The organism is Streptomyces cyaneus (assembly GCF_004028635.1).
Taxonomy (GTDB): Bacteria; Actinomycetota; Actinomycetes; order Streptomycetales; family Streptomycetaceae; genus Streptomyces; species Streptomyces cyaneus.
Genome location: NZ_RQJW01000009.1, coordinates 1 through 12,867 on the forward strand (window position 1 = coordinate 1; position 12,867 = coordinate 12,867).

Consider the following 12,867-nt stretch of genomic DNA (forward strand, 5'->3'; position numbering starts at 1 on the left):
CCCCGCTCCACAACCGCCGGAGGGGCTGAGTTTTTCAGCCCGTCCGGCGTTTGAGGACGAGGCCCCTTCAGGGCCGAAGCGGGGGTCTGGGGGCCGCAGGCCCCCAGGGACGGGACGGGTAGGGGCGGCGGGGGCGAGGAAAATCCGGCGGCAACCACGGCGAATGCCCCCCAAACCCACCCCCACCTGCACCGACGTATCCCGGCGAGCCCCACTGGGAGCGGACACGTACCATGGGGTGAGGCCGTGGCGTGTCAAGCCCGGCAGGGCCCGCGTCACACAGACAGACGCGCAGGCCTTCCTCACACTCCGGGAGAACGCCGCAATATGGCCACGCGCCACGACATCCGCAACGTCGCTATCGTCGCCCACGTCGACCACGGCAAGACCACCATCGTCGACGGCATGCTGAAGCAGGCCGGTGCCTTCGCCGCCCACCAGCTCGAAGGCGTCGACGACCGCATGATGGACTCGAACGACCTGGAGCGTGAGAAGGGCATCACGATCCTGGCCAAGAACACGGCGGTGAAGTACCACCCGAAGGACGGGGGGGACGTCATCACCATCAACATCATCGACACCCCCGGCCACGCCGACTTCGGCGGCGAGGTCGAGCGTGGTCTGTCGATGGTCGACGGCGTCGTCCTGCTCGTCGACGCCTCCGAGGGCCCGCTTCCGCAGACCCGCTTCGTGCTGCGCAAGGCGCTGCAGGCCCGGCTGCCGATCATCCTCTGCATCAACAAGACGGACCGGCCCGACGCCCGTATCGACGAGGTCGTCAACGAGACCTACGACCTCTTCCTCGACCTGGACGCCGACGAGGAGCAGATCGAGTTCCCGATCGTCTACGCGTGTGGTCGTGACGGCATCGCGTCGCTGACCAAGCCGCAGGACGGGACCGTACCGAGCGACTCGACCAGCCTCGAGCCGTTCTTCTCGACGATCCTCGAGCACATCCCGGCTCCGACGTACGACGACGCCGCCCCGCTCCAGGCGCACGTCACCAACCTCGACGCCGACAACTTCCTCGGCCGTATCGCGCTGCTCCGCGTGCACCAGGGCGAGCTGAAGAAGGGGCAGACCGTCGCGTGGATGAAGCGCGACGGATCCGTCGCCAACGTGCGCATCTCCGAGCTGATGATGACCGAGGCGCTGACGCGCAAGCCGGCCGAGAAGGCCGGTCCCGGTGACATCTGTGCCGTCGCCGGTATCCCGGACATCATGATCGGTGAGACCCTCGCCGACCCCGAGAACGCGATCCCGCTGCCGCTCATCACGGTCGACGAGCCCGCGATCTCCATGGTCATCGGCACCAACACCTCCCCGCTGGTCGGCCGTGGCGGCACCGGCAAGGGCGCCGACGCCAAGGCGGCCGTGAAGGACCGCAAGGTCACCGCCCGCCAGGTCAAGGACCGCCTCGACCGCGAGCTGATCGGTAACGTCAGCCTCCGCGTCCTGGACACCGAGCGCCCCGACGCCTGGGAGGTGCAGGGCCGCGGTGAGCTGGCGCTGGCCATCCTGGTCGAGCAGATGCGCCGCGAGGGCTTCGAGCTGACCATCGGCAAGCCGCAGGTCGTCACGAAGGACGTGGACGGCAAGGTCTACGAGCCCGTCGAGCGCATGACCATCGACGTGCCCGAGGAGCACATGGGCGCCGTCACCCAGCTGATGGGTGTGCGCAAGGGCCGTATGGACAACATGTCCAACCACGGGTCCGGCTGGGTGCGCATGGAGTTCGTCGTTCCCTCCCGCGGTCTCATCGGGTTCCGGACCGAGTTCCTGACCCAGACCCGCGGCACGGGCATCGGCCACTCCATCCACGAGGGCCACGAGCCCTGGTTCGGCACGCTCCAGACCCGCAACAACGGCTCCCTGGTAGCCGACCGCTCCGGTGCCGTCACCGCGTTCGCGATGACGAACCTCCAGGAGCGCGGCGTGCTGTTCGTCGAGCCCGGCACCGAGGTGTACGAGGGCATGATCGTCGGCGAGAACTCGCGCGCCGACGACATGGACGTCAACATCACCAAGGAGAAGAAGCTCACCAACATGCGGTCGTCCACGGCCGATGTGGCCGAGTCGATCGTTCCGCCGCGCAAGCTGTCGCTGGAGCAGTCCCTGGAGTTCTGCCGCGACGACGAGTGCGTCGAGGTCACCCCGGAGGCGGTCCGTATCCGCAAGGTGAACCTGGACGCCCGCGAGCGCGCCCGCGCCGCGAGCCGCGCCAAGCACGGCTGATCATCGGGTAGTTGAGCCCGGGTTCCCCAACATGGGGGAACCCGGGCTTTTTCACGCTTTGCCGGTCGTCAGCTGTGACTGAATCGAAATTGAAAAGACGGTAGTGGGTGGTTGGCTCATGGCAGATAGTTAGCGGCAAGCTCGGGCCAGACGTCTGTACACCCACCAGTGAAACGGACGAACTGTGACAAGTCCTATCGGCGTTGAGGGCGGAGGGACCCCGGTCGTCGCGGACGGCGAACCACAGCCACCAGCGAAGACCGAGGCGGAGCACTTAGTCGGCCGGTCACCCGGCCAACTGATGTGGATCCGCTTCAAACGCGACCGCACCGGCGTGATCTCGGCCTATGTCGTCCTGTTCTTCTTCCTGATCGGGTTATTGGCCCCGGTCATCTCCAAGCTCTACGGCAAGGACCCGTACACGGTCTACGCCGACGAACGCCCCGAACTCTTCGACAGTGCGGGCGTCCCCGTGCAGCCCAACGGCGGCATCAGCGGCGAGTTCTGGTTCGGCCTCGAACCCGGCAACGGCTACGACGTCTTCACCAAACTCCTCTACGGCATCCGCACCTCGCTGATGATCTCCGTCGCCGTCACCCTCGCGACGGTCCTCACCGGGATCCTCCTCGGCGTCACGGCCGGCTACCTCGGCGGCAAGGCCGACTACTGGATCAGCCGGGTCATCGACTTCCTCCTCGCCTTCCCGGCCCAGCTGTTCTTCATCGCCAGCATGCCGGTGGTCGTCTCACTCTTCGTCAGCCCGCGCGACGAGACACCGGTCTACGTCCGGGTCGTCGCCCTCATCCTCGTGCAGTGGTTCCTCGGCTGGATGAGTCTCGGGCGGATCCTCAGAGGCACCACACTCGCCCTGAGAGAGCGGGAGTTCATCGAGGCGGCCAAGGTCAGCGGGGCGCCGCCGGGGCGGATCATCCGCAAGGAGATCCTGCCGAACGTGGTCACGCCGATCCTCGTGCAGGGCACCTACATGCTCCCCAACTTCGTGACCGCCGAGGCCGGTCTGTCCTTCCTCGGTGTGGGCATCGTCGAACCGACGCCGGACTGGGGGCAGATGTTCGCCAAGGCGTCCACCGAGCTCGTGATGCAGAACGACATCACCTACATGTTCTTCCCCGGCATCTCGATGATCGTCTTCATCGTGGCGTTCAACCTGCTCGGGGACTCCGTCAGGGACGCCTTCGACCCCAAGACGGCGCGCTGACCCAAGCTGACCAACTGACCTACGAGGTCTGGGTTCCTTCGCACTGGTGACGACAGATGGGTGGAAACCGAGTGATGAGCAGGAGCGGACGCCACGTACACGCCGTGGTCTCGGTGCTCGCGGCCACGGCACTCGTGCTGACCGGGTGCAGCTCGGGCGGCAGCAAGGGCGGTGGCAACGACAAGGAGCAGCAGGAGAACGCCGAACGGCAGAAGGCGCTGATCAAGTTCGGTGACGCCGCCGCCTCCAAGGGCCCCGCCGCCGAGGTCCCGGGCGCCAAGCCCGGCGGCACCATCTCGGTGCCCGCCCGCGACAGTTACGCCCACCTCGACCCGGCCCAGATCTACGTGTTCAACGAGCAGCAGGTCGCCCTGCTGCTGCACCGCGGGCTCACCGGCTACAAGGCGACCGGCAACGACGGCAGCAAGCACGAGGTCGTCGGCGACCTCGCCACCGACTCCGGCACCACCACGGACGGCGGCAAGACCTGGAAGTACACGCTCAAGGACGGCATCAAGTTCCAGGACGGCTCCGCGATCACCTCCGCGGACATCCGGCACTCCGTCGAGCGGCTCTTCGCTCCCTTCATCAACCAGGGCCCGCCGTACCTCCAGCAGTGGCTGGCCGACACCCCGGGCTCCGACTACCGCAAGCTGCTGCCGGACGGCCCGTTCAAGGGCAAGCACCTGCCGGACGGCATCCTTCAGACACCGGACGCGAAAACCGTCGTCTTCAAGTTCAAGAAGCCGCACCCCGACCTGCCGTACGCGCTGGCCATGGCGGGCTACGCGGTCGTCTCCCAGAAGGGCGACACCAAGGAGAAGTACGACAAGGCCCCGGTGGCGTCCGGGCCGTACAAGATCCAGTCCTTCAAGTCCGGCAAGTCGATGGTGCTGGTGAAGAACACCAACTGGGACCCGGCGACCGACCCGATCCGCAACCAGTACGTCGACAGGTTCGACATCACCTTCAACCAGCAGTACGAGGACTCCACCAAGGCCCTCATCGCCGACAGCGGAACCGACCGAACCGCCGTCAGCTGGCAGAACTCGGTCGACGCGGGCAACCTGTCGAAGGTCCTGAACGACCCGAAGATGAAGCCCCGTACGGTCATCGGCTACCAGCCGTTCGTCGGCCAGATCAACATCAACCTCAGTCACAAGCCGATGCAGGACAAGAAGGTCCGCGAGGCCATCGCCTACGCCCTGCCGGTCTCGCCGTTCGTGCGGGCCTTCGGCGGCAGCGCCGCGATGGAGGTCGCGGGCGGCATCATCAGCCCGACCGTCAGCGGCTACGACCCCTCGTTCGACCCGTGGGGCAAGAAGAAGAACCCCGCGGGTGACCCCGCAAAGGCCAAGAAGCTCCTGGAAGAGGCCGGCAAGGTCGGCACGAAGCTGACCTTCGGCTACATCAACACCCCGGAGGGGCAGGCGTACTCCACCGCCATGGCGGCGGGCCTGGAGAAGGCCGGCTTCGACGTCCAGCGCCAGGAGATCCCGGCCGAGACGTACTTCGACCAGGTCAGCAAGCTCAACAACAACTACGACATCTTCCACACCTCCTGGGCCGCCGACTGGCCGTCCGCCTCGACCGTGATCCCGCCGCTCTACGACGGCCGGGTGATCGCCGAGGGCGCGCAGAACTATTCGCAGGTCGACGACCCCAAGATCAACAGCGAGATCGACCGCATCAGCCGGATCGCCGACCCGGCCAAGGCCGCGGCCGAGTGGGAGAAGCTCGGCGAGTACATCGTGAAGGACGTCGTCAACATCGTCCCGACCGCCTACTACAAGCAGGTCCAGATCGCCGGATCCAAGATCGGCGGCGTCGCCTACGACGACGTCATCGGCGGCATCGACCCGCGCCGCCTGTACGTCAAGTAACCCCGCCCGCCCGGCATCCGGCGCGCCCCCGACGGTGCGCGCCGGATGCCCTCCGGCCCGCTGAGAGCTGCCTCTGCCATGCTGCGCTTCCTCGTCCGCCGGTCCCTCGGCGCCGTCGTCATCCTCTTCCTGCTGAGCATCGTCGCGTTCCTGCTGTTCTTCGGGATGCCGCGTGACCCGGCGCTCCTGATGTGCGGCAAGACATGCACCCCGGCCAACCTCGAGAACCTGCACCATGTGCTCGGCCTCGACAAGCCGATCCCCGAGCAGTACTGGATCTTCCTGCACAACCTCGTCATGGGCAGCGACGAATTCGCCCAAGGACCGTGCCCCGCCCCCTGTTTCGGGTACTCGTACCACTCCAACGAACAGGTCTGGGGCACCTTGATGGACCGCCTCCCCACCACCGTCTCGCTGACCCTCGGCGGGGCCGTCTGCTTCCTTGTCATCGGCCTGGGCACCGGACTGATCGCCGCCTGGAAGCGCGGCACGGTCGTCGACAAGACCTTCACGGCCGGCGCCATGGTGATCAGCTCGATGCAGATCTACTTCCTCGGCCCGCTGGCCCTGGCGATCCTCGTCTACCAGACCCATGTCCTCGACAAGCCCGCCTACAACGACTTCACCGCCGACCCGGTGGCCTGGTTCACCGGCCTGATCCTGCCCTGGGTGGTCCTGTCCACGATCTTCGCCTCGCAGTACACCCGTATGGCGCGCTCGTCGATGATCGAGCAACTCCAGGAGGAGCACGTCCGCACCGCCCGGGCGAAGGGCATGACCCGCCGGTACGTCTTCTTCCGCTACGCCTGGCGCGGCTCGCTGATCCCCATCGTCACCATTTTCGGCATCGACCTCGGATCGCTGCTCGGCGGTGCCATCATCACGGAGTACACCTTCGGGCTTCCGGGGCTCGGCCGGCTGGCGGTGGAGTCGGTGTTCTTCAGCGATCTGCCGCTGCTGCTGGGCGTGATGCTGTTCTCCGCCACCATGATCCTGCTCTGCAACATCGTCGTCGACGCCGCGTACGCCTTCATCGACCCGCGTGTGCGGCTGGCCTAGGCCGCGCCGGGGAACTCTTCCAGAGGAACTGCCTTAGGAGCACTGACGTGACCACTGTGACCAAGGAAGCCGGCGCCCCGGTCCCGGCCGGCGCGGACGCGTTCCTCTCGGTGCGGGACCTGCACGTCAGCTTCAAGACGGAGGACGGCGTCGTACGGGCCGTGGAGGGGCTCTCCTTCGACCTGGAGCGCGGCAGGACGCTGGGGATCGTGGGCGAGTCGGGCTCGGGGAAGTCGGTGACGAACCTGACGATCCTCGGGCTGCACAACCCGATGTTCACCACCGTCGAGGGCGAGATCCTCCTGGAGGGCCAGGAGCTGACCACCGCCCGCGAGTCCGAGCTGGAGAAGCTGCGCGGCAACAAGGTCGCCATGATCTTCCAGGACCCGCTCACCGCGCTGTCGCCGTACTACACGGTGGGTCGGCAGATCGCCGAGCCGTACATGAAGCACATGCGCGCCTCGAAGAAGGCCGCCTGGGAGCGGGCGGTGGAGATGCTGGGGAAGGTCGGCATCCCCAACCCGAGGCAGCGGGCGAAGGACTACCCCCACCAGTTCTCCGGCGGTATGCGCCAGCGCGCGATGATCGCGATGGCGCTGGTCTGCGACCCCGACCTGCTGATCGCCGACGAGCCGACCACGGCCCTGGACGTGACCGTCCAGGCCCAGATCCTGGACCTGCTGAAGGACCTGCAGCGGGAGTTCGGCTCGGCGATCATCTTCATCACGCACGACCTCGGGGTGATCGCCGACATGGCCGACGACATCATGGTGATGTACGCGGGCGGCGCGGTGGAGCGCGGCACGGTGCGCGAGGTGCTGAGGGCGCCACAACACCCGTACACCTGGGGCCTGTTGAACTCGATGCCGCGCCTGGACTCGGACCCGCACGCCCCGCTGGCCCCCATCCCCGGCTCCCCGCCGTCCCTGCTCCACCCACCCTCCGGCTGCCGCTTCCACCCCCGCTGCACCTTCCAGGACCGCGTCGGCGGCGCGCGCTGTGTCACCGAGGTCCCGTTGCTCGGCCCGGACCGCTCCTCGGCCTGCCATCTGACGGCGGAACAGAAGCGGACCATCTTCGACGAAGAGATCAAGCCCCGACTGCGCTAGCGCTCCCGATCAGCCCCCGATCAGCCCCCGATCAGCTCCCGATCGGCCCCGATCAGCCCCGTCTGAGGAGGACTACGGCTATGACAGAGGACCTCGTCCTCCCCGCACCCCGCGAAGCCGCCACCGACGCCACTGACGCCCCCGGCGAACCGCTGCTGGTGGTGGAGAAGCTCGTCAAGCACTTCCCGGTCAAGGGAGGCTTCCCGATCCGGCGGACCGTCGGCCAGGTGCAGGCGGTGGACGGCATCGACCTGACCGTGCACGTCGGCGAAAGCTTCGGCCTGGTGGGGGAGTCGGGCTGCGGCAAGTCGACGACCGGACGGCTGATCACCAAGCTCCTGGAGCCGACGGGCGGCAGCATCTCGTACCGGGGCAAGGACATCACGCATGCCACGCGCAGGCAGCTGGCACCGATCCGCTCCGAGATCCAGATGATCTTCCAGGACCCGTACTCCTCACTGAACCCGCGCCAGACGGTCGGCAAGATCATCTCGGGCCCGATGGAGATCAACGGGCTGGAGCCGGAGGGCGGCCACGAGAAGCGCGTCCGTGAACTACTGGAGATCGTCGGCCTGAACCCGGAGCACTACAACCGCTTCCCGCACGAGTTCTCCGGCGGCCAGCGCCAACGCATCGGCGTGGCAAGGGCGCTGGCCCTGGAGCCGAAGCTGATCGTGGCGGACGAGCCGGTCTCGGCCCTCGACGTCTCCATCCAGGCACAGGTCGTGAACCTGCTGCAGAAGGTGCAACAGGAACTGGGCATCGCCTTCTTGTTCATCGCCCACGACCTGGCGGTGGTCCGCCACTTCTCACAGCGCGTCGCGGTCATGTACCTCGGCAAGGTGATCGAGGTCGGCGACCGCGACTCGATCTACACCCGCCCCCGGCACCCCTACACCCACGCCCTGCTGTCGGCCGTACCCGAGGTGAACGTGGGAGGCGAGGACACAGAGGACGGCGAGGACGTGCCCCAGCGGGAGCGGATCCGCCTGGCCGGTGACGTGCCCTCGCCCATCTCCCCACCCTCCGGCTGCCGCTTCCGCACCCGCTGCTGGAAGGCACAGGACAAGTGCGCGGCCGAGGAGCCGCCACTGATCCAGATCTCCGGCAACCACGCGGGCCATCTGACGGCCTGCCACTTCCCGGAGGAGCCGACGATCGAGGCGCGGGACGAGGACATCGTGCTGGATCCGGCGCTGGTGGCGCTGGAGGAGTCGGACGACTAGGTCGTCGTCTTCACGGGAGCGCGGCTGAACGGCGATGTCAGTGGGCTCCTTTACGGTGCCCGCATGAAGGATCGGCATTGGATACGCGGCCCGCTCCCGCACCATGAGGAGACCAACGTCGTCTTCTTCCGGGGCATGTCTCTGGACGCGCTCACGCAAGGACTCCTCGCCGTACGGCGCCTGCCACTCGCGTACGGCAAGGGGCCGGGTGGGGGCTGATCATGCACTCCATGCTCAGCTGGGAGAACGGCGACTACGACCTCGCTGATTACGGGCAGTTGTGCCGCACCGGCGGCGAGCTCGTCGTGTTCGTGACGGAGCCATGCGTCGCCAAGGCGCACGGCCCCGCGTTCCAGTACTACCGCGAGGGACGCCTGATCACCGGCTTCAGCTTCGAGGATCCGTCCGAGGAACGGATCGCGCGGGCGATCGCGACCTTCTTCTCCCTGCCCGAACTCGACATGCCATGAACGCGCTCACCAGGAGGCTCGGCGGGCCACCGTGATGATCTCGGGGGCGGTGGGGGTGAGCGGACCCCGCCGCCAGTCCCCGTACTGTTCGACGACGGTGAGACCGGCTTCGTGGAGGAAGGCGGACAGGGCGTCGGGGCCGTGGAAGCGGAGCGTGGTGCGGCTGACGACGGGCTCCGGCCATGTGTCGCAGGCGAATGTCTCGGCGAAGGTCACCCGGTCTCCCACGACGGGCCCCTCGACCTCGTGCCACACGCGTACGACGCGCCCGTCCGCGTCGGTGACCCGGCGCACCCGGTCCGGCGTCCACGTCTCCCAGGCCCGTGCTGCCGGATTCCGTGTCTCGAACACGAACCGCCCGCCGACGCGCAGCGCGTCGTGCACCGCCCGCAACGCCGCACGCAACTCCTCGTCGCAGACGAGAACCTGAAACGCGTGCCCGGTCATCACCGCCAGGTCGAACCGCCCGCCCCAGTCCCGGGCGAGCAGATCCCCGAGCACCCACTCGACGCCGGTCCCGTGCCGCCGGGCCTGTACGAGCATGGCGGCGGCCGGATCGAGTCCCACGAGCCGCCCGCGGTGGCCGTGCGCGCTGGCCCGCCGCAGCAACCGCCCCGTACCGCAGCCGACATCGAGCACCGACTCGGCGGACCTCACGAGCCCGAGGTAGAAGTCGTCACCCGGCCCCCAGGGGTTGTGAACAGGTAGCGATCGACGGCACTTGAGCGTGTTCTGGCACGCATGAGTGAGTCTCCGGGTAGTGGCAGGCGCATTTCCAGGGTGGGGAACGAGAGTTCTTGCATCGAATGCGTGACCTTCGCCGGTGGTCGTCGTTGGATGTGGTGACGGGTTTCTTCGATGTCGGGATCGGGGGTGAAGGGGTGGGTGGACGGCGGGAGGTTGCGGCGCCGTTTGTGGTGCACGGCCCCTCAGGGGTCGCGATCCGTGGCCGGCTCAAGGGGCTGACTGCCGGGGACGAGAGGGTGCTGTGCCTGGTCAGTGGCCACCTCGGTTCGCTCGCCTCCCGTGATCTGAAGGCACGGTGTTTGGCCGGGCTGGACCACGACAGTGAGCAGTGGGCGCAGCGTAAGCGCGCTCTCACTCAGGAGTCTTCCTCTCGCTGGGCCGGGTCGATCACGAAGGCCACCCACGATCAATGGGCGCTCGCCCGGCGCGGCCAGATCGCGCACATCCAGAGCCTGGAGGCCGGGATCGGGACGATCACGCACCGGCTGTCCCTGCCCGTGGGCGAGAAAGGCACCAAGCAGGCGCCGGGCGGTTACCGCACCCGGCAGGAGTGGTTCGCCAAGTCCCGCCGCCTGCATCTTCTCGAAGACCGACTGCAGGCGGTGAGGGCGGACCGTGAGACCGGGCGGGTACGCGTGGTCCGGGGAGGGAAGCGGCTGCTGAATACCCGCCACCACCTGAAGTCTGCCCAACTCACCGAAGAGCAGTGGCGCTCGCGGTGGGAGGCCGAACGCCGATTCCTCCAAGCGGACGGCGAGTCCGGTAAGCGGTACGGCAACGAGACCATCCGCGTCACCGGCGACGGCGAGATCTCGATCAAGCTCCCCGCGCCGCTGGCACACCTGGCGAACGCCCCGCAGGGCCGGTACGTGCTGGCGGCGAAGGTATCGTTCGCGCACCGGGGCGAGCAGTGGGCCGACCGCGTGGCAGCGAACCGGGCAGTCGCCTACCGCATCCACGAAGACACAGGCCGCGGGCGCTGGTACCTGACCGCGTCCTGGACGATCCCCCCGGTCCAGACCGTCTCCCTGGCGGCGGCCCGCGCCGGTGGCCTGATCGGCTTCGACACCAACGCCGACCACCTGGCTGCCTGGCGCCTGGACGAACACGGCAACCCCACCGGCAATCCCCGACGCTTCTTCTACGACCTGTCCGGCACCGCCGGCCACCGCGACGCGCAGGTTCGCCAAGCCCTGATCCGTTTGCTGCGCTGGGCCAAACGCCACGGGCTGTCGATCGCGATCGAAGACCTCGACTTCACCGCCGAGAAGACCCGCGAGAAGCACGGCCGCCGCAAACGCTTCCGCAACCTCATCTCCGGCATGCCCACCTCCAGACTGCGGGCCCGGCTCGTGTCAATGGCGGCCGAACTCGGCATCACCATCGTCGCCGTCGACCCGGCCTACACCAGCAAGTGGGGCGCCCAGCACTGGCAGAAACCCCTTACCAGTAACAACCGCAAGACCACCCGCCATGACGCGGCCGCCGTGGCGATCGGCAGGCGCGCCCTGGGGCACCCGATCCGGCGACGGACGGCACCGCCCCCACACGACCGGAGCGATCGTGTGGGGCATCGGACCGTCCAGGCCGAATCAGTGGCCCTGGAGCGTGAGGGAAACCGCCCCCGCATTCCCGGACCACGGACACGATCCGTGCGCGCCGGATGCGGTGAGAACGCGGTGGACCAGAACGCCCAACACCGTTCGGGGCGTTCGGCTGAGCATGAGCCCTGGCAACAGGACTCACTCCCGCTCAGTCTTTAGGAACGGTTCAGGGCGTCGTACAACGCGGCGAGCGAGCGATCCGCGAACGACCGATCGACCATTCGGTGGAGTGTGCCACAACTGCCCGCTGCCGACGGCCATTGCGCACCTCTCAGCGCACGACCCGCCCCCGCAGCACGATGCGCCGCGGATGCCGCAGCACCCCCGGCTCCCGTCGCGGATCCGCGTCGTACACGGTGACGTCGGCGAGCCCGCCCTCGACCAGTCCCGGCAGCCCCAGGAAGTCCCGAGCCGCCCAACTCGCCGCGCCCACCGCGACGTCGGCGGGCAGGCCGGCGGCGATGAGGTGCCCGACCTCGGTGGCGATGTTGCCGAAGGGGGCGGAGTCGGTGCCGGCGAGGACGGTGACGCCGGCGTCGTGGGCCTCGCGGACCCGGCGGATCATGATGCGGTGGCCTTCGTGCCAGAGGCGGCTGCGGGGCGTGTCCTTGTCGCGAGAAGGCGCGCTGCGGGCGAAGGCGGTGAGGGTGGGCACGTAGACGGTCCCGTGGCCGGCCATCAGCTCCACGCACTCCTCCGGCATCCCCATCCCATGCTCGATCGAGTCGATCCCGGCACGAGCGGCATTGAGCACTCCCCCCGCCGACTGACAGTGCGCGGCGACCCGCCCCCCGGCCGCGTGCACCGCGTCGGTCACGGCGCGCAGGATGTCGTACGGCACGGGGTCCGCCTCGAAGTCCCAGTCGCCCATGAGCTTGCACCAGCCGTCGTGGGCCTTGGCCTCCGCGACGGCTGCGGCCACGAGGTCGTCGGTGACGGTGTGGAAGTCGGCACTCTTGGACAGCCCCGCCCAGGCCAGCCAGCGCCCGGCAGTGATCATGCGGGGCGCGTCGGGCGCCTCGCGCAGCCCGTCCGGGATCTCGCCGAGTAGCCCCGGGAACCGCAACGCGGTCGCCCCGGCGTCCCGGTGCGCGGCGATCTGCTCGGCGAACGCGCCGGGGTCGAAGACGGGTTCGCTCCCGGACGGGGACCCCGGATGCGTGTGTACGTCGACCAGTCCCGGAAGCAGATAGCCACCGTCGGCCACCGTGTCCGCCTCGACCGAGGGGCGGGTGAAGGTGATGCGGTCGCCGAGGATCCAGAGGTCGCGGGTGGTGCCGTGGGGGAGGAGGGTGCCGCGCAGGTGGTGGGCCAT

The 12,867-nt window shown here is 68.2% G+C and carries 11 protein-coding genes; 9 read left to right on the plus strand and 2 right to left on the minus strand.

Features of this window, described 5'->3' with window-relative positions; translation table 11 throughout:
* Nucleotides 1-327: 327 nt before the first annotated feature.
* From typA to EHO50_RS45345, 8 genes are all read left to right on the plus strand, one after another.
* Nucleotides 328-2,235: a translational GTPase TypA gene (gene typA, locus EHO50_RS30390; RefSeq protein ID WP_128434763.1), complete on the plus strand. Its 1,908-nt coding sequence runs from the start codon at nucleotides 328-330 to the stop codon at nucleotides 2,233-2,235.
* A 184-nt stretch (nucleotides 2,236-2,419) separates the two neighbouring features.
* Nucleotides 2,420-3,454: an ABC transporter permease gene (locus EHO50_RS30395; RefSeq protein WP_128434443.1), complete on the plus strand. Its 1,035-nt coding sequence runs from the start codon at nucleotides 2,420-2,422 to the stop codon at nucleotides 3,452-3,454.
* Between the two features lie 74 nt (nucleotides 3,455-3,528).
* Nucleotides 3,529-5,337, plus strand: a complete 1,809-nt coding sequence (locus EHO50_RS30400) for an ABC transporter substrate-binding protein (RefSeq protein WP_128434444.1) — start codon at nucleotides 3,529-3,531, stop codon at nucleotides 5,335-5,337.
* A 78-nt stretch (nucleotides 5,338-5,415) separates the two neighbouring features.
* On the plus strand, nucleotides 5,416-6,396 hold the full coding sequence (locus EHO50_RS30405; protein ID WP_128434445.1) for an ABC transporter permease: 981 nt from the start codon (nucleotides 5,416-5,418) through the stop codon (nucleotides 6,394-6,396).
* A gap of 47 nt (nucleotides 6,397-6,443) precedes the next feature.
* Nucleotides 6,444-7,505 (plus strand): ABC transporter ATP-binding protein, encoded by a 1,062-nt coding sequence (locus tag EHO50_RS30410; RefSeq protein WP_128434446.1) that lies wholly within the window; start codon nucleotides 6,444-6,446, stop codon nucleotides 7,503-7,505.
* 80 nt (nucleotides 7,506-7,585) lie between these two features.
* Complete coding sequence (locus EHO50_RS30415) at nucleotides 7,586-8,731, plus strand: ABC transporter ATP-binding protein (protein WP_128434447.1); 1,146 nt, start codon at nucleotides 7,586-7,588, stop codon at nucleotides 8,729-8,731.
* A 63-nt stretch (nucleotides 8,732-8,794) separates the two neighbouring features.
* The gene (locus EHO50_RS45340) at nucleotides 8,795-8,950 is read left to right on the plus strand and encodes a hypothetical protein (protein WP_246101594.1); all 156 of its coding nucleotides are present in this window, start codon (nucleotides 8,795-8,797) and stop codon (nucleotides 8,948-8,950) included.
* Between the two features lie 2 nt (nucleotides 8,951-8,952).
* On the plus strand, nucleotides 8,953-9,201 hold the full coding sequence (locus EHO50_RS45345) for a hypothetical protein (protein WP_246101596.1): 249 nt from the start codon (nucleotides 8,953-8,955) through the stop codon (nucleotides 9,199-9,201).
* A gap of 6 nt (nucleotides 9,202-9,207) precedes the next feature.
* Here the strand turns inward: EHO50_RS45345 and EHO50_RS30425 are convergent, their stop codons facing one another.
* Entirely contained in the window at nucleotides 9,208-9,858 is a 651-nt protein-coding gene (locus tag EHO50_RS30425) for a class I SAM-dependent DNA methyltransferase (protein ID WP_128434448.1), read from the minus strand.
* Between the two features lie 224 nt (nucleotides 9,859-10,082).
* On the opposite strand from EHO50_RS30425, the gene EHO50_RS30430 reads away from it, so the two are divergent.
* On the plus strand, nucleotides 10,083-11,711 hold the full coding sequence (locus EHO50_RS30430) for an IS200/IS605 family element transposase accessory protein TnpB (protein ID WP_128434449.1): 1,629 nt from the start codon (nucleotides 10,083-10,085) through the stop codon (nucleotides 11,709-11,711).
* Nucleotides 11,712-11,823: 112 nt separating this feature from the next.
* Here the strand turns inward: EHO50_RS30430 and EHO50_RS30435 are convergent, their stop codons facing one another.
* Entirely contained in the window at nucleotides 11,824-12,867 is a 1,044-nt protein-coding gene (locus tag EHO50_RS30435) for an amidohydrolase family protein (RefSeq protein ID WP_128434450.1), read from the minus strand.

What these genes read in the sequence shown, in the direction of transcription:
- EHO50_RS45345 (WP_246101596.1), top strand. Translation starts at nt 8,953, where the DNA reads ATGCACTCCATGCTCAGCTGGGAGAACGGCGACTACGACCTCGCTGAT.
- EHO50_RS30435 (WP_128434450.1), bottom strand. Translation starts at nt 12,867, where the DNA reads ATGGCCCACCACCTGCGCGGCACCCTCCTCCCCCACGGCACCACCCGC.
- EHO50_RS30405 (WP_128434445.1), top strand. Translation starts at nt 5,416, where the DNA reads ATGCTGCGCTTCCTCGTCCGCCGGTCCCTCGGCGCCGTCGTCATCCTC.
- typA (WP_128434763.1), top strand. Translation starts at nt 328, where the DNA reads ATGGCCACGCGCCACGACATCCGCAACGTCGCTATCGTCGCCCACGTC.
- EHO50_RS30415 (WP_128434447.1), top strand. Translation starts at nt 7,586, where the DNA reads ATGACAGAGGACCTCGTCCTCCCCGCACCCCGCGAAGCCGCCACCGAC.
- EHO50_RS30400 (WP_128434444.1), top strand. Translation starts at nt 3,529, where the DNA reads ATGAGCAGGAGCGGACGCCACGTACACGCCGTGGTCTCGGTGCTCGCG.
- EHO50_RS45340 (WP_246101594.1), top strand. Translation starts at nt 8,795, where the DNA reads ATGAAGGATCGGCATTGGATACGCGGCCCGCTCCCGCACCATGAGGAG.